This is a genomic window from Grimontia sp. THUN1695 (assembly GCF_059704325.2).
In genome coordinates this window covers 2,861,479-2,878,074 of sequence record NZ_AP046577.1, presented here as the reverse complement: position 1 = coordinate 2,878,074, position 16,596 = coordinate 2,861,479, and the positions used below count along the sequence as shown (strand labels likewise).

Annotated in this window: 10 protein-coding genes, 3 tRNA genes, 3 rRNA genes and 1 riboswitch; of the genes, 14 read left to right on the top strand and 2 right to left on the bottom strand. The window is 53.1% G+C overall.

Annotated features, from left to right (window positions below):
- Positions 1–298 precede the first annotated feature (298 nt).
- The 13 genes from AC6IB1_RS16550 to thiH all read left to right on the top strand — a co-directional run bounded on the left by AC6IB1_RS16550 (position 299) and on the right by thiH (position 12,238).
- Positions 299–1,850, top strand: a 16S ribosomal RNA gene (locus AC6IB1_RS16550).
- A 68-nt stretch (positions 1,851–1,918) separates the two neighbouring features.
- Positions 1,919–1,995 (top strand) — tRNA-Ile (locus tag AC6IB1_RS16545).
- Positions 1,996–2,099: 104 nt separating this feature from the next.
- A tRNA-Ala gene (locus tag AC6IB1_RS16540) sits at positions 2,100–2,175 on the top strand.
- Positions 2,176–2,429: 254 nt separating this feature from the next.
- Positions 2,430–5,319, top strand: a 23S ribosomal RNA gene (locus AC6IB1_RS16535).
- A gap of 162 nt (positions 5,320–5,481) precedes the next feature.
- Positions 5,482–5,597: ribosomal RNA gene (gene rrf / locus AC6IB1_RS16530) — 5S ribosomal RNA — on the top strand.
- The 16S, 23S and 5S rRNA genes sit together here with 3 tRNA genes alongside, the layout of an rRNA operon.
- 312 nt (positions 5,598–5,909) lie before the next feature.
- A tRNA-Trp gene (locus tag AC6IB1_RS16525) sits at positions 5,910–5,986 on the top strand.
- A 158-nt stretch (positions 5,987–6,144) separates the two neighbouring features.
- Positions 6,145–6,528 (top strand): fluoride efflux transporter CrcB, encoded by a 384-nt coding sequence (gene crcB, locus AC6IB1_RS16520; protein ID WP_497569165.1) that lies wholly within the window; start codon positions 6,145–6,147, stop codon positions 6,526–6,528.
- Between the two features lie 50 nt (positions 6,529–6,578).
- A riboswitch (TPP riboswitch) is annotated at positions 6,579–6,677 on the top strand.
- A gap of 97 nt (positions 6,678–6,774) precedes the next feature.
- Complete coding sequence (thiC, locus tag AC6IB1_RS16515) at positions 6,775–8,688, top strand: phosphomethylpyrimidine synthase ThiC (protein WP_497569164.1); 1,914 nt, start codon at positions 6,775–6,777, stop codon at positions 8,686–8,688.
- A 9-nt stretch (positions 8,689–8,697) separates the two neighbouring features.
- Positions 8,698–9,360 (top strand): thiamine phosphate synthase, encoded by a 663-nt coding sequence (gene thiE, locus AC6IB1_RS16510; RefSeq protein WP_497567544.1) that lies wholly within the window; start codon positions 8,698–8,700, stop codon positions 9,358–9,360.
- Positions 9,341–10,156, top strand: coding sequence for a HesA/MoeB/ThiF family protein (locus AC6IB1_RS16505; protein WP_497567543.1), 816 nt, complete (start codon positions 9,341–9,343; stop codon positions 10,154–10,156). Before thiE ends, AC6IB1_RS16505 begins: the two co-directional genes overlap by 20 nt.
- On the top strand, positions 10,140–10,340 hold the full coding sequence (gene thiS / locus AC6IB1_RS16500; protein WP_497567542.1) for a sulfur carrier protein ThiS: 201 nt from the start codon (positions 10,140–10,142) through the stop codon (positions 10,338–10,340). The genes AC6IB1_RS16505 and thiS overlap by 17 nt, the downstream gene beginning before the upstream one ends.
- A gap of 2 nt (positions 10,341–10,342) precedes the next feature.
- Entirely contained in the window at positions 10,343–11,113 is a 771-nt protein-coding gene (locus tag AC6IB1_RS16495) for a thiazole synthase (protein WP_497567541.1), read from the top strand.
- Between the two features lie 12 nt (positions 11,114–11,125).
- Positions 11,126–12,238: a 2-iminoacetate synthase ThiH gene (gene thiH / locus AC6IB1_RS16490; protein ID WP_497567540.1), complete on the top strand. Its 1,113-nt coding sequence runs from the start codon at positions 11,126–11,128 to the stop codon at positions 12,236–12,238.
- 60 nt (positions 12,239–12,298) lie between these two features.
- Here the strand turns inward: thiH and AC6IB1_RS16485 are convergent, their stop codons facing one another.
- On the bottom strand, positions 12,299–14,086 hold the full coding sequence (locus AC6IB1_RS16485) for an aminopeptidase P family protein (protein WP_497567539.1): 1,788 nt from the start codon (positions 14,084–14,086) through the stop codon (positions 12,299–12,301).
- Between the two features lie 45 nt (positions 14,087–14,131).
- The gene (locus tag AC6IB1_RS16480; protein ID WP_497567538.1) at positions 14,132–15,100 is read right to left on the bottom strand and encodes a LysR family transcriptional regulator; all 969 of its coding nucleotides are present in this window, start codon (positions 15,098–15,100) and stop codon (positions 14,132–14,134) included.
- A 100-nt stretch (positions 15,101–15,200) separates the two neighbouring features.
- On the opposite strand from AC6IB1_RS16480, the gene AC6IB1_RS16475 reads away from it, so the two are divergent.
- Positions 15,201–16,397 carry a multidrug effflux MFS transporter gene (locus tag AC6IB1_RS16475; protein ID WP_497567537.1) on the top strand — a complete coding sequence of 399 codons (1,197 nt, stop codon included), beginning with the start codon at positions 15,201–15,203 and terminating at the stop codon, positions 16,395–16,397.
- The last annotated feature ends 199 nt before the right edge of the window (positions 16,398–16,596 follow it).

The window sequence follows — 16,596 nt, the reverse complement described above, 5'->3', positions numbered from 1 at the left end:
GAGGTTTGTGCAAATCACGCTGAAAAATCTCAAAATTTCTTCTTGACTTAATCGCCCGGCAGCGTAAAATTCGCAGCCCTGACGGTGAGAAGCGAGGCTTCTTAAAGTCAACGTTCTTTAACAATTTGACCTATGCAATCTGTGTGGGCACTCGTCATTGATAGACAAAAGATTTATCGATGAAACTGAGTGACCAAAACGAAAGCTCTTCGGGGTTATCGGCACAGTCGATTTATACAGTATTTCATCGAGCCGCCTTTGTTCACTTTTTCAAAGTGAGGAAGGGCAGAAAAGATTCTAATTGAAGAGTTTGATCATGGCTCAGATTGAACGCTGGCGGCAGGCCTAACACATGCAAGTCGAGCGGCAGCGACAATAAAGATTCTTCGGATGATTTATTGGGCGGCGAGCGGCGGACGGGTGAGTAAAGGCTGGGAACCTGCCCTGACGAGGGGGATAACCACTGGAAACGGTGGCTAATACCGCATAATGTCTTCGGACCAAAGAGGGGGACCTTCGGGCCTCTCGCGTCAGGATGGGCCCAGTTGGGATTAGCTGGTTGGTGAGGTAAAGGCTCACCAAGGCGACGATCCCTAGCTGGTTTGAGAGGATGATCAGCCACACTGGAACTGAGACACGGTCCAGACTCCTACGGGAGGCAGCAGTGGGGAATATTGCACAATGGGCGCAAGCCTGATGCAGCCATGCCGCGTGTGTGAAGAAGGCCTTCGGGTTGTAAAGCACTTTCAGCCGTGAGGAAGGTTACGTAGTTAATAGCTGCGTAATTTGACGTTAGCGGCAGAAGAAGCACCGGCTAACTCCGTGCCAGCAGCCGCGGTAATACGGAGGGTGCGAGCGTTAATCGGAATTACTGGGCGTAAAGCGCATGCAGGCGGTCTGTTAAGCAAGATGTGAAAGCCCCGGGCTTAACCTGGGAGTGGCATTTTGAACTGGCAGGCTAGAGTCTTGTAGAGGGGGGTGGAATTTCAGGTGTAGCGGTGAAATGCGTAGAGATCTGAAGGAATACCGGTGGCGAAGGCGGCCCCCTGGACAAAGACTGACGCTCAGATGCGAAAGCGTGGGGAGCAAACAGGATTAGATACCCTGGTAGTCCACGCTGTAAACGATGTCTACTTGGAGGCTGTTGTCTAGAACAGTGGCTTTCGGAGCTAACGCGTTAAGTAGACCGCCTGGGGAGTACGGTCGCAAGATTAAAACTCAAATGAATTGACGGGGGCCCGCACAAGCGGTGGAGCATGTGGTTTAATTCGATGCAACGCGAAGAACCTTACCTACTCTTGACATCCAGAGAACTTTCCAGAGATGGATTGGTGCCTTCGGGAGCTCTGAGACAGGTGCTGCATGGCTGTCGTCAGCTCGTGTTGTGAAATGTTGGGTTAAGTCCCGCAACGAGCGCAACCCTTATCCTTGTTTGCCAGCACTTCGGGTGGGAACTCCAGGGAGACTGCCGGTGATAAACCGGAGGAAGGTGGGGACGACGTCAAGTCATCATGGCCCTTACGAGTAGGGCTACACACGTGCTACAATGGTGCATACAGAGGGCAGCGAGACCGCGAGGTGGAGCGAATCCCAGAAAGTGCATCGTAGTCCGGATTGGAGTCTGCAACTCGACTCCATGAAGTCGGAATCGCTAGTAATCGTGGATCAGAATGCCACGGTGAATACGTTCCCGGGCCTTGTACACACCGCCCGTCACACCATGGGAGTGGGCTGCACCAGAAGTAGATAGCTTAACCTTCGGGAGGGCGTTTACCACGGTGTGGTTCATGACTGGGGTGAAGTCGTAACAAGGTAGCCCTAGGGGAACCTGGGGCTGGATCACCTCCTTAACGATACTATGAATGTGAGTGTCCACACAGATTGCTACGGTCAAAAAGAGAAAGAACATTACTTAGATGGGTCTGTAGCTCAGGTGGTTAGAGCGCACCCCTGATAAGGGTGAGGTCGGTGGTTCAAGTCCACTCAGACCCACCAACAACTTCCAACACTGCGTTGTGAAACTCGTCGTTTAGTGAACTAAACGTCCTCCTTTCACGCCTTGTTTTGAAAGCTGTTGGTCACAAACTAAGTATCGATGTGGGGCTATAGCTCAGCTGGGAGAGCGCTTGATTTGCATTCAAGAGGTCTGCGGTTCGATCCCGCATAGCTCCACCACTCTTTAAGTGTTCTTGCGAGAATATTTAAAAAGTGGTTTTAACATCACTTTGCTCTTTAACAATCTGGAAAGCTGACTAAACAACTTTGTTTCGAAAGAGATAAAGCTTGTTTGTAAAAGTTCTCAAATGTTGACTCTTAAGAGTTAACACCAAACACATTCAAGTGTTCTTGGAATTTGAGTCCGGCGAAATCGTCATCGAACGATGACAAACCTTGGTTGTTTAAAGCTACGAAACCTCTTGGGGTTGTAGGGTTAAGTGACTAAGCGTACACGGTGGATGCCTAGGCAGTCAGAGGCGAAGAAGGACGTGCTAACCTGCGATAAGCCGAGAGAAGACGGTAAGAGTCACGATACTCTCGGATTTCCGAATGGGGAAACCCACTGGCATAAGCCAGTATCATTAACTGAATCCATAGGTTAATGAGGCGAACTCGGGGAACTGAAACATCTAAGTACCCGAAGGAAAAGAAATCAATTGAGATTCCGGCAGTAGCGGCGAGCGACCCCGGACCAGCCCTTAAGCTGATTGTGCGTTAGTGGAAGCCTCTGGAAAGTGGCGCGATACAGGGTGATAGCCCCGTACACGACAACGCACAGTGAGTGAAAACGAGTAAGACGGGACACGTGTTATCTTGTCTGAAGATGGGGGGACCATCCTCCAAGGCTAAATACTCCTGACTGACCGATAGTGAACCAGTACCGTGAGGGAAAGGCGAAAAGAACCCCTGTGAGGGGAGTGAAATAGAACCTGAAACCGTGTACGTACAAGCAGTGGGAGCCTACTTGTTAGGTGACTGCGTACCTTTTGTATAATGGGTCAGCGACTTACGTTATGTAGCAAGGTTAACCGCATAGGGGAGCCGTAGGGAAACCGAGTCTTAACTGGGCGTTCAGTTGCATGACGTAGACCCGAAACCGGGTGATCTAGCCATGGGCAGGTTGAAGATTGAGTAACATCAATTGGAGGACCGAACCGACTAATGTTGAAAAATTAGCGGATGACTTGTGGCTAGGGGTGAAAGGCCAATCAAACCCGGAGATAGCTGGTTCTCCCCGAAAGCTATTTAGGTAGCGCCTCGGACGAATACTACTGGGGGTAGAGCACTGTTAAGGCTAGGGGGTCATCCCGACTTACCAACCCTTTGCAAACTCCGAATACCAGTAAGTAGTATCCGGGAGACACACGGCGGGTGCTAACGTCCGTCGTGGAGAGGGAAACAACCCAGACCGCCAGCTAAGGTCCCCAAGTTATCGCTAAGTGGGAAACGATGTGGGAAGGCTCAGACAGCCAGGATGTTGGCTTAGAAGCAGCCATCATTTAAAGAAAGCGTAATAGCTCACTGGTCGAGTCGGCCTGCGCGGAAGATGTAACGGGGCTAAGCGATACACCGAAGCTGCGGCAGTGTGTTTAGGCACATTGGGTAGGGGAGCGTTCTGTAAGCGGTTGAAGGTGTGCTGTAAGGCATGCTGGACGTATCAGAAGTGCGAATGCTGACATGAGTAACGATAAAGGGGGTGAAAAACCTCCTCGCCGGAAGACCAAGGGTTCCTGTCCAACGTTAATCGGGGCAGGGTAAGTCGGCCCCTAAGGCGAGGCCGAAAGGCGTAGTCGATGGGAAACGGGTTAATATTCCCGTACTGCTGATAACTGCGATGGGGGGACGGAGAAGGCTAGGTGGGCCAGGCGACGGTTGTCCTGGTTCAAGTGCGTAGGTGGGCGAGTTAGGCAAATCCGGCTTGCTATACACTGAGACACGATGTCGAGCTACTACGGTAGTGAAGTCATTGATGCCCTGCTTCCGGGAAAAGCCTCTAAGCTTCAGGTTATCAGTAACCGTACCCCAAACCGACACAGGTGGTCGGGTAGAGAATACCAAGGCGCTTGAGAGAACTCGGGTGAAGGAACTAGGCAAAATGGTACCGTAACTTCGGGAGAAGGTACGCTGCCCGCGGTGAAGTCCCTGGCGGATGGAGCTATGGGCAGTCGCAGATACCAGGTGGCTGCAACTGTTTATTAAAAACATAGCACTGTGCAAACTCGAAAGAGGACGTATACGGTGTGACGCCTGCCCGGTGCTGGAAGGTTAATTGATGGGGTTATCCTTAGGGAGAAGCTCTTGATCGAAGCCCCAGTAAACGGCGGCCGTAACTATAACGGTCCTAAGGTAGCGAAATTCCTTGTCGGGTAAGTTCCGACCTGCACGAATGGCGTAATGATGGCCACGCTGTCTCCACCCGAGACTCAGTGAAATTGAAATCGCAGTGAAGATGCTGTGTACCCGCGGCTAGACGGAAAGACCCCGTGAACCTTTACTACAGCTTGGCACTGAACATTGAGCCTACATGTGTAGGATAGGTGGGAGGCTAAGAAGCGGTGACGCCAGTTGCCGTGGAGCCATCCTTGAAATACCACCCTTGTATGTTTGATGTTCTAACTTGGCCCCATAATCTGGGGTGAGGACAGTGTCTGGTGGGTAGTTTGACTGGGGCGGTCTCCTCCCAAAGCGTAACGGAGGAGCACGAAGGTGGGCTAATCACGGTCGGACATCGTGAGGTTAGTGCAATGGCAAAAGCCCGCTTGACTGCGAGAATGACGGTTCGAGCAGGTGCGAAAGCAGGTCATAGTGATCCGGTGGTTCTGAATGGAAGGGCCATCGCTCAACGGATAAAAGGTACTCCGGGGATAACAGGCTGATACCGCCCAAGAGTTCATATCGACGGCGGTGTTTGGCACCTCGATGTCGGCTCATCACATCCTGGGGCTGAAGTCGGTCCCAAGGGTATGGCTGTTCGCCATTTAAAGTGGTACGCGAGCTGGGTTTAGAACGTCGTGAGACAGTTCGGTCCCTATCTGCCGTGGGCGTTGGAGAATTGAGAGGGGCTGCTCCTAGTACGAGAGGACCGGAGTGGACGAACCTCTGGTGTTCGGGTTGTCACGCCAGTGGCATTGCCCGGTAGCTAAGTTCGGAATTGATAACCGCTGAAAGCATCTAAGCGGGAAGCGAGCCTCGAGATGAGTTCTCCCTGATACTTAAAGTATCCTGAAGGGTTGTTGGAGACGACGACGTAGATAGGCAGGGTGTGTAAGCGCTGTGAGGCGTTGAGCTAACCTGTACTAATTGCCCGAGAGGCTTAACCCTACAACACCCAAGGGGTTTTGACGGACTCAAACAGAACATTGAATGTGTTGAGAACAGACAGCTTTCCAAGATTTAAGGAAGGAATTTATCAAATACATCCGTGTATTTGACCCTGACGGGCCGCACTGAGGTGCGTTAAATTTTGTTCCTGACAAAATTTTGCTTGGCGACCATAGCGCTTTGGACCCACCTGACTCCATGCCGAACTCAGAAGTGAAACAGAGCAGCGCCGATGGTAGTGTGGGGTCTCCCCATGTGAGAGTAGGACATCGCCAGGCTTCTAATACTGAAGAAAAGGCCATCCGTGAGGGTGGCCTTTTTGCGTTGTCCTGACTAACTAATCAGATTCGCCCAGCTCCTAAAGCAAAGTGACATGACAGAGCTTTAGAAGGCAGGTCAAGTGGACTAAACGAACTTAATGCTTAATTTTTTGTATGACAACAGTTTTCGGTAGTACATCCGCGTTCTCTTTTTTTGATTTGATCTCTTGCCGAGAAATCATAAGCTTGCTCAAATTGCGACCAATTGAATTGTCTTCCTCCAATCAATGCTGGCTATTTAAATGGGAATCGATAGAATAGTTCGCACATAGGGGTGTAGCTCCAATTGGCAGAGCAGCGGATTCCAAATCCGCGTGTTGGGGGTTCGAATCCCTCCACCCCTGCCATTTTCGAGCCTCAGCAGAAATGCTGGGGCTTTTTAATATTTAATTCTCCTCTCTCCAACATATTGTTGATATATCTGCTGTCGCCTTAGCGTATAAAACCTATAACACGTATGATGTCAGTCTGACTTTCTCGCTGATACGGTTTAACTATATTGAAATTGAATCACGCTATTTTGCTTTTCTACATTGCGCTAGGCGGAGCTTTAGGGGCCTGCTCGCGATACCTGATCTCTGAGCTCTGTATTGTCCTGTTAGGGCGAGGTTTCCCTTATGGCACGTTGACGGTCAATGTGGTGGGATCCTTCATTATGGGTCTATTAGTCGCAGCATTGGAACAGGAAGCATTCGCCTCAGGTCCTTGGCGTCATTTGATTGGTTTCGGCTTTCTGGGCGCGTTAACCACCTTCTCAACTTTTTCTATGGATAACGTTCTTTTGCTCCAGCAGGGTGAATGGTTAAAAATGGGCCTAAATGTGATGCTCAATGTTATCGTGTGTCTCTTTGCTGCCTGGGCAGGTTTTCAGCTCTTAATGCGCGCTTAATCTCATTGCTGCCATTGTGTATCTGAAGCGCATTTTTTATACTCGTTCGCTGTAACTTGTCGGAGTGCCATTTGGCTGAGACCGCGTAAGCGGGATCCGTTGAACCTGATCAGGCTAATACCTGCGAAGGGAACAAGAGAAAACATGTGCGAGTACGTGCTAAAACCTACCGTTTATCTGCGTCTCAAACCTCTTGCTCAGCAAATCCGGCAAGCATTTATTCCCAAAGGATACTGGAGTAATGCTATGTCGAACCGTAAACAAGCCAGAAACGAAGCAAAAACCTTTATCGACAACCTGTCGGTACAACCCTTCCCGAATTCCCGGAAAGTCCATGTTACAGGCTCAAGGCCTGATATCCGTGTCGGTATGCGCGAGATTTCCCTTGCCGACAGTCTGGTCGGTGGGACGAAGGACAATCCTATGCTTGAGCCTAATGAATCCATTCGTGTCTACGATACGTCTGGCGTATATACCGATCCTGATTATGAAATTGATATTTATGCCGGTCTGCCCAAACTTCGTGAGCGCTGGATAGAAGAACGTAATGATACTGAGCTGCCGGACGGTGTTACTTCTGAATTTGCCAGAACCCGCCTTGACGACAACACATTGGACGAATTGCGGTTCGGTAACCAGCCTCGCGTTCGCCGGGCCAAAGGAGGTAAGTGTGTGACTCAACTGCATTACGCACGCCGGGGCATCATCACGCCGGAAATGGAATACATTGCTATTCGTGAAAATATGGGTCGCCAGAAGTTTGCTGATGAGCAGCTTAACCGCCAGCACCCCGGGCAAAGTTTTGGTGCCAACCTGCCAAAAGAAATCACGCCTGAGTTTGTACGAAACGAAGTAGCACAAGGTCGTGCGATTATTCCTGCTAACATCAACCACCCTGAATCTGAGCCAATGATCATCGGCCGAAATTTTCTGGTGAAAGTGAACGCCAACATTGGTAACTCGTCGGTGACCTCGTCGATTGAGGAAGAGACCGAAAAGCTGGTCTGGTCGACTCGATGGGGTGCGGATACGGTAATGGACTTATCGACAGGCCGGAACATTCATGAAACCCGCGAATGGATCTTGCGAAACAGCCCGGTGCCAATTGGTACGGTTCCTATGTATCAGGCGCTTGAGAAGGTAAACGGCATTGCTGAGAACCTGAACTGGGAAGTGATGCGTGATACCCTGATTGAGCAGGCAGAACAGGGCGTTGATTACTTCACCATTCATGCTGGCGTGCTACTCCGATATGTCCCCATGACCGCCAAGCGCGTGACAGGTATTGTCTCCCGAGGCGGCTCTATCATCGCCAAATGGTGTCTGGCGCACCATCAGGAAAGCTTCCTCTATACCCACTTCCGTGAGATCTGTGAAATTTGCGCCAAGTACGACGTAGCATTGTCGCTGGGCGATGGTCTGCGCCCGGGCTCGGTTGCGGACGCCAATGATGAAGCGCAGTTCGCCGAACTTCGTACTTTAGGTGAGCTGATAAAAATTGCCTGGGAGTACGATGTGCAGGTGATGATTGAAGGGCCGGGTCACGTGCCGATGCACATGATCAAAGAGAACATGGAGGAGCAACTGAAGCATTGCCATGAAGCCCCTTTCTACACACTTGGCCCCCTGACCACCGACATCGCACCGGGTTATGACCACATTACCTCGGGCATTGGTGCGGCGATGATTGGTTGGTTTGGTTGCGCCATGCTTTGCTATGTGACACCCAAAGAGCACCTGGGCCTGCCCAACAAGGACGATGTGAAAGTCGGCCTGATTACTTACAAGCTGTGCGCCCACGCCGCTGATTTGGCGAAAGGCCATCCGGGGGCGCAGGTGCGCGACAATGCGCTGTCGAAAGCGCGGTTTGAATTTCGTTGGGAAGATCAGTTCAACCTTGCGCTTGATCCGGATACGGCCCGTGCCTATCACGATGAAACCTTGCCACAGGAGTCAGGCAAAGTGGCGCACTTCTGCTCAATGTGTGGCCCGAAATTCTGCTCCATGAAAATCAGTCATGAAGTCCGCGACTATGCGAAAGGTCTGGAGTCGGGCGAAGAAATCGAAGTCAAAATGCTGGAAGATCCACTGGAAGGCATGAAGCAAAAATCGGCGGAGTTCCTTGCCAAGGGCAGCGAACTTTATCACCAGAAAGCGTAAGGGGGTGGTATGACTCCTGTTTATTCCTTTCCCCGTTTGGATGGACAATTTGGTCCCCTTTATCCGGTGGTCGACGATATTGACTTGCTCAAGCGCTTGCTGGCGTTGGGCGTTCGCACGGTTCAGCTTCGGGTGAAAGACCCCAACCACCCTGATCTTGATGCCATGATCAACGAGGCCGTGACTTGCGGTTGCCTTTATCAGGCACAGGTGTTTATTAACGATCATTGGGAAAAGGCGCTTGAGGCTGGCGCATATGGCATTCATCTGGGGCAGGACGATCTCAAAACAGCTGATCTTGCGGCGATAGCCAATGCCGGCATGCGCCTTGGTGTGTCCACCCGGACGGCGCAAGATCTGGATCTGGCCTTGTCACTAGCGCCCAGCTATCTCGCGATCGGCCATATCTTCCCGACCCCCACCAAACAAATGCCAACACCGCCGCAGGGCGTGGCGCAGTTGGCCAGGCACTTGCAAACTGTCAATGGTCGTATCCCCACGGTGGCGATTGGCGGTATCGATCTCGCGAAAGCCCCAGAAATTTGGCAAACCGGCGTGGATGCGATTGCCGTTGTGCGGGCGGTCACCCAGTCCTGTGACTTGGCGGTTACGCTCCAGGCATTTTCAGAACTACTGACCGAGGAGGCGAGAAATGCGCGTATCGTTACCTGATAATGCTAACCTGTCAGACAGTGAGTTTGACCGCTATAGCCGCCAGCTTATGCTGCCTGAATGGGACGAAATAAAGCAGCTTCGTCTTTCTAAGGCAACAGTGCTTATCGTTGGCTGTGGAGGGCTTGGTACAGCTGCCGGTCTCTATCTGGCGGGTGCTGGGGTGGGGCAACTGGTGTTGGCTGACAATGATTGTGTGGAGCGTTCTAACCTGCCGCGGCAGGTCGCCTACCGAGAAACTGATCTGGGGAGCCACAAAGCTAGGGCGCTTGTATCCCAGCTCAGGGCGCTGAATGGAAGTATCCAGTGCCGGGCAGTTACCCGTCGCCTCGGTGATACGGCGCTATCTCTGGAAGTGTCTCTTGCTGATCTTGTGCTGGATTGCAGCGATAACATGGCAACGCGGCAGGCGGTAAACGCCGCCTGTGTCATTGCAGGTAAGCCGCTTATCGCCGGGGCGGCGATTGGTTGGGATGGACAACTGATGGTGTTCGATTTCTCCCAGCCGGGAACATCCTGCTATCACTGCCTGTTTCCATCCAATGACGACCCTGATATCCGCAACTGTCAGAGTGCGGGCGTCGCTGGGCCTGTTGTGGGAGCCATCGGCAGCTTTCAGGCTCTGGCAGCGCTGAAACAACTACTCGGTGAATCCACGTCACCTTCGCGATTTTCTCACTTTGATGGCAAGTCCCTGACGCTGCGCTCGATGTCGATCCCAAAAGATACCCGGTGTCCGGTTTGTCATCCCGGAAAAACGGAACTCAAGGAGGCAACCGATGCTGATTTGGCTTAATGAAAAGGCATATACCCCCGTGGCCGCCGATAACCTGTTGGCACTGGTTTATGAACTTTCACTCCCTGAGCAGTCACTGGCGATATCAGTTGCTGGCAACATTATTCCCCGTAGTCAGTGGCCGCAAACCCCACTGACAGAGGGAATTCAGATAGCCATGTTTCAGGCTATTGCCGGAGGTTAACCATGTTAAAGATTGCAGATAAGACCTTTTCCTCCCGCCTGTTTACTGGTACCGGAAAATTCTCCGGCACGGCTATCATGGCACAAAGCATCGCGGCAAGTGGCTCAGAGCTCGTTACCATGGCGCTCAAGCGGGTAGATATCCAACGCCGTGAGGATGACATTCTGGCTCCACTAATCACGTCCGGTGTGAATCTGTTGCCGAATACCTCTGGGGCAAAAACAGCCAAGGAAGCTATCTTTGCGGCAAGACTAGCCCGTGAAGCGCTGGGAACAAACTGGCTCAAACTGGAAATTCATCCTGACCCTAAATACCTGATGCCGGATCCGATTGAAACGCTCAAAGCAGCCGAGCAATTGGTGAGGGAAGGGTTTATCGTCCTGCCTTATTGTCATGCTGACCCTGTGCTGTGTAAGCATCTTGAAGAAGCGGGATGCGCGGCTGTGATGCCATTAGGTGCGCCGATTGGCAGCAACAAAGGCCTGGCGTCCCGCGACTTTCTCGACATCATCATCGATCAGGCCAGAGTGCCCGTGGTGGTGGATGCCGGTATAGGCGCACCCTCTCACGCCGCGGAAGCGATGGAAAAAGGGGCAGATGCGGTGCTGGTCAATACCGCGATTGCTGCCGCGGCAGATCCGGTTACTATGGCGCGGGCGTTCAGGCTGGCGGTTGAATCAGGCCGAATGGCCTATGAAGCGGGGCTTGCCGGGAAAGTGCAGCATGCTGTCGCATCCAGCCCGTTAACCGCGTTTCTTGATGATCTTGGCTGAGAGGAGGCTGCGATGACATTCTCCCATCAATGGGCATCAATGAACTGGGATGATATCCGCCTGTCTATCTACGCCAAGACAGCGGCGGATGTCAGAAAAGCGCTGGCGACACCGAAACGGGATTTGGAGGACTTCAAGGCGCTGATCTCTCCGGCGGCAGAGCCCTTCCTTGAAACCATGGCGCAGCAGGCGGCAGCGCTGACCCGCCGCCGCTTTGGCTACACGGTGAACTTTTATGTGCCGCTTTATCTGTCGAACCTTTGTGCCAATACCTGTACTTACTGTGGCTTTTCAATGGAAAACCGCATCAAACGCCGCACATTGTCCCCCGAGGAAATCGAGCGCGAATGCAAGGCCATCAAGGCCATGAACTTTGACAGTATTCTGCTGGTGACAGGAGAGCATCAGACCAAAGTAGGGATGGATTATTTCCGGCAGGCCTTGCCCGCCATCAAGCAGCACTTCAGCTACCTGGCGATGGAAGTACAGCCGTTGCTGGAAGATGAATACGCAGAACTTCGGGGACTGGGACTGGATGCGGTAATGGTGTATCAGGAAACCTACAACCGTTCGACGTACGCTGAGCACCACCTTCGTGGCAACAAGACCGACTTTGCTTTCCGTCTTGATACCCCGGACAGGCTTGCCCGCGCAGGGATCGACAAGATTGGCATTGGTGCTCTGATTGGACTGGATGAGTGGCGAACTGATTGCTTCTTTGTCGCCAGTCACCTTGAGTACATGGAGCGAACCTACTGGCGAAGCCGTTACTCGATTTCCTTTCCAAGGCTTCGTCCTTGTGAGGGAGCGGTACAGACAAAGTCGGTGATGACCGACAGGCAGCTGGTGCAGCTTATTTGCGCTTACCGGCTGCTGAATCCGGAAGTTGAGTTGTCTCTGTCTACCCGTGAATCGCCAGTGTTTCGGGACAAGGTGCTGCCGCTCGGGATCACCTCGATGTCGGCCGCCTCGAAAACCCAGCCGGGCGGCTACGCGGATGATGTGCCGGAATTGGAGCAGTTTGCTGTTTCCGATGAACGCAGCGCCAGTGCCGTTGCGAGCGCCGTGAAAGCAGCGGGTTTTGAGGTTGTATGGAAAGACTGGGAGCAGGGGTATTCGGGGTGATGAAAGTGGCTGGATAAACAAAGAGCGCCGGCTGGCGCTCTTTGTTCTTTTCCTGTCGGGTTAGCGTGAAAGTGGCGCGGTTGCCTGCTTAAGCCAGTCCAGGTCTTCCCCTTCAAGCGCTGGACTGACATCCTGCCAAACTTTCTGGTGGTAATCGTTCCACCATGCTATCTCGCTGTCAGTCAGGAGCGAGACATCAACCAGACGGCGATCAATCGGTGCGCGGGTGAGTGATTCAAAGCCCAATACCGTCATATCGCCGGATGTCGGCACTTCCACCACCAGTTCCAGGTTTTCGATGCGGATACCGAAGGCATCAGCGCGGTAATAGCCCGGTTCATTTGACAGCACCATACCTGGCAGTAAAGCCACTGTATTCGGTGCTTTGGCAATCCGCTGTGGCCCTTCATGCACACTGAGGAAATGGCCGACACCGTGGCCGGTGCCGTGGTCGTAGTCAAAGCCATGTGCCCACAGGTGCTGGCGCGCCAGTGCGTCCAGCTGACTGCCTGTCGTGCCTTTCGGGAAGCGGGCGGTTGCCAGCGAAATGTGGCCTTTCAGCACCAGGGTGAAGGCACGTTTGATGTCATCAGGGCATTCACCGATGGCGATGGTACGGGTGATGTCCGTGGTGCCGTCCGGGTACTGGCCGCCAGAATCAACCAGATAGACATTGTTCAGCGCAAGCTCGCCGGGCTCGGGTAGATTCTGGTGGTTGTAGTGACACATGGCCGCGTTGCCACCTGCTGCTGAGATAGTATCGAAGCTGAGGTCTGCCAGAGTATCGTCCAATGCACGGAAGCTGTAGAGCTTGTCAGAAAGCTCTGCTTCATTTGGCAGCTTGCCGGCTGCCACTTCTCTATCCAGCCATGCCAGAAAGCGGCTGACTGCCACACCATCGCGCACATGGCAGGCTTTCATCCCGGCAATCTCTACCGCGTTTTTAGCCGCTTTAGGTAACATGCAGGGATCGGCAGCATGCACGAGAACCGCACCGTTTTGGCTCAGTACCTGGCTTGCCCAGGCATTACTGGTTTGTGGGTCAACCATCACTGTCTGGCCCGACAGCGCCGCAAGGGCAGATTCCAGTGACGCCGGAGCCTTTACCGTGACGCCTTCACCGACGTGTGCTGCAAACCCTTCTGGCAGGCGCGTTGGGTCGATAAAGAGGGTCACATCGCCCTGCGCATCAATCAGGGCGCTTGCCAGCAGCACAGGCAGGCGTGACACATCACCACCACGGATATTGAGCAGCCAGCAGATACTGTCGAGCTGGCTGAGAAAAGCCGCATCTGCGCCGGCTTGAGTGATTGCGGCCCCAATCTTGCGGCGTTTCTCTTCGCTGCTTTGGCCAACAACACCGGTGTCCATCAGTCTTGCGCTAGTAAGCTTTGGTGCCGGGCGGTCATGCCATGCTGTGTCTACCGGGTTGGCATCAACGCAAACCAGACTTAACTTACCGTCGACCTGTTTTTCTGCCGTTGCCAGCCAGTTGGCGCTGTGAAGGCGTGGGTCTACAGCGACTTTGCTGCCTGTTGGGAGGTTATTCTGCAGCCACTTCAGTGCGGGCTCTTCAATCAGGTGGCGGTATTCAAAAATGTCGCCGGGAACCTGTTTGCGCACCTGTACTGTGTAGCGCCCATCGACAAATATGGCGGCGTTATCGCGGGTGATCACGGCAGTACCCGCGGAACCGGTAAAACCTGTTGCCCAGTGCAGACGTTCATTGTGCTTGGGAATGTATTCGCCAAGGAACTCGTCTTCGTGAGGAATGATCAGTGCGTCCAGTGCCTGATCGTCCAGCCAGCGTCGCAATGCCTCGACGCGCTCAGCAATAATGGCGTGCATTCTTGGTCCTTCTTGGTGATCGTGTGTAGTGATTGAATAGTTAAGCTATCTGTTTTCACCTGCCGCTGCAATTTCTGTCATATGGCGACAGCGCGAAATAATGAGCTGCCTCAGCCAGGAATGGCCGGGATCGCCTTGCTGGCTCTGGTGCCAGAACAGGGTATATGCCATGGGAGGAAGCGGTGTTGGCAGCGTCAATACCTGTAAATTAAGCTGTTTTGCAACCGCCGCCGCGAAGTGCGATGGCGCGGTGAATACCAAATCGGTATGGGTGCACAGGCTAGCAGCACTGTTGAAATCCGGCACATACATGGCGATGTCCCTTTCTATGCCGCGTTCAGCAAGCTTGTAATCCAGCAGCCAGCGATCGCTGCCATCACAGCGTACCTGCACATGGCGTTGTTTAAGGTAGGTGTCTAAATCCCACTTCTTCCCTAATACCGGATGGTCTTTGCGTACAATTACCCGCTGCTCATCCTGATACAGCTCTTCATAGATGATGCCTTTCGGCGGCATCAGGGTCAGCATGGCATCCGCCGGGTTGAGGTCTTTCCCTGTGATACCGAAATCCACTTCTCCGCGGGCAAGGGCATCAAAGGTCTGTCCGCTCCAGGCCTGGGTATCCAGTGTAATAGAAGGCGCTGCATCGAGAATTTCCCCTAAAAAACGCGGCAGCAGCAGGGGATAGGCACTTTCTACCAGAGCGAAATGAAAGCGCCGGTCGCTGGTGGCAGGGTTGAAATCATCTGACACCGTCAAGCCTTCAATTTGGCTCAGCAGGCTTTTCAGTCCGGGTTTGAGTGACAGTGCCTTCGGGGTTGGGTGGAGCCCCCGTGAAGATCGGTTAAACAGAGGGTCGCCAAACTGATGGCGAAGTTTGGCTAGGTTTTTGCTGACTGCTGACTGGCTGAGATGCAGACGTTGTGCCGTGCGGGTGACGTTGCACTCTTCCAGCAAGACGTGGAGGCAAATAAGCAGACTGAGATCGTAGCGGAGCAATTGACTGAGGTTCATTCTTAGTTATTCCAATCAGGAATGTCTGACCTGACTATAAACCATTTTCATTCATATCAAAATCCCACTAGACTGCGCGACAAATAATAAGGAGAACGTCATGTCTTCCCATTCTTTAAAACCTGACAGTCGTTTAGTGGCACTGATGGTGCTGCTGGTGCTGTTTAGCCCGCTGGCGATTGATATTTATCTGCCGGCGATGCCTGCGATGGCGGCGGAATTTGATGTGTCAGCAGTCCGTATCCAGGACACCATTTCCTGGTTTCTGGTGAGCCTGGGCCTTGGCCAGGTACTGGCAGGACCGCTGGCAGACCGCTTTGGCCGCCGTCCGGTCGCCATTGGCGGTATTGTGATTTACTGCCTGAGCTCGGCGTTTGCCTGGCTGGCCACGTCTCTGGATGCATTGCTGGTGGCCCGTTTGATGCAGGGGGCCGGTGCCTGTGCAACCTCGGTGTGTGCCTTTGCCGCCGTGCGTGACAGCTTTGGCGGTAAACGAAGTGGCCAGATGATCAGCTACCTGAATGGCGCTATCTGCTTTATTCCGGCATTGGCCCCGCTGCTTGGGGCGTGGCTGACTGCCCAGTTTGGCTGGCGGTCAAACTTCAGCTTTATGATGGCGTACGCGCTGGTGGCGCTGGTGCTGGTCTTGACCCTGTTCCGTGAAACCCGCCCGGCCGATACAGACAGCAGTGGTTCACTGTTGAGCCCATCGCGTTATTGGCAGGTGCTGAAAGAGCCGGTATTTGTGTACCACGCATTGCTGTGCATGCTGGCGATGTCTGTCATTCTTGCTTACGTCACGTCGGCACCGGTGCGCCTTATCAACGGCCTGGGGTTGACCATGGAGCAGTTTACTGTGTGGTTCAGTGTCAATGCGGCACTGAATATCACCGCGTCTATGACCACGCCAACGTTGATGGATAAAATCGGCAGCCGTAAAACCCTGAATGCCGGTATGTTGATGCTGGTGTGTGCAGGGGGTGTCATGGCGGGATTAAGTGGCATCCAGCAGGCCTGGGCGTTTATGGTGCCGGTTTTCTTCGCATCCTTTGGCTTTGCCTGGGTTTTGGGGTCGGCTGCCGGGAAAGCGCTGGAGCCGTTTGGACAGCGCGCAGGCACTGCCGCAGCGCTACTGGGTCTTTTCCAGATGAGTGGCTCCGGTGTGTTGGTCAGCCTCACCCAGCGTGCAGGCCTGTCCGAGCCACACCTGTTGGTGTTCCACATGTTGTTGCTTGCACCGGGCCTTTTGCTGCTTTGGTCGTCCAAAGGGAAGCGGTGGCATACCGCTGAAGTGTAAACCGTTTTCTAAATACATTATTAGACGCGTATAGCGCGACGGTCTCGACAACCGTTATTCCAACTATTTGCCCGTTAATTGCTCATTAACGGGTATTTTTTGTTGATTATTTGGCTTGGGAAGTATAATTAAAGGGCGAAATTTTCAAATCAACCCGTGTCTGGGCTGTACGCATGGTGCGGGGCACCCAAACACGCCT

Coding starts and splice junctions, on each gene's coding strand:
- thiC (WP_497569164.1), top strand. CDS start 6,775: ATGTCGAACCGTAAACAAGCCAGAAACGAAGCAAAAACCTTTATCGAC.
- thiE (WP_497567544.1), top strand. CDS start 8,698: ATGACTCCTGTTTATTCCTTTCCCCGTTTGGATGGACAATTTGGTCCC.
- AC6IB1_RS16505 (WP_497567543.1), top strand. CDS start 9,341: ATGCGCGTATCGTTACCTGATAATGCTAACCTGTCAGACAGTGAGTTT.
- thiS (WP_497567542.1), top strand. CDS start 10,140: ATGCTGATTTGGCTTAATGAAAAGGCATATACCCCCGTGGCCGCCGAT.
- AC6IB1_RS16495 (WP_497567541.1), top strand. CDS start 10,343: ATGTTAAAGATTGCAGATAAGACCTTTTCCTCCCGCCTGTTTACTGGT.
- thiH (WP_497567540.1), top strand. CDS start 11,126: ATGACATTCTCCCATCAATGGGCATCAATGAACTGGGATGATATCCGC.
- AC6IB1_RS16485 (WP_497567539.1), bottom strand. CDS start 14,086: ATGCACGCCATTATTGCTGAGCGCGTCGAGGCATTGCGACGCTGGCTG.
- AC6IB1_RS16480 (WP_497567538.1), bottom strand. CDS start 15,100: ATGAACCTCAGTCAATTGCTCCGCTACGATCTCAGTCTGCTTATTTGC.
- AC6IB1_RS16475 (WP_497567537.1), top strand. CDS start 15,201: ATGTCTTCCCATTCTTTAAAACCTGACAGTCGTTTAGTGGCACTGATG.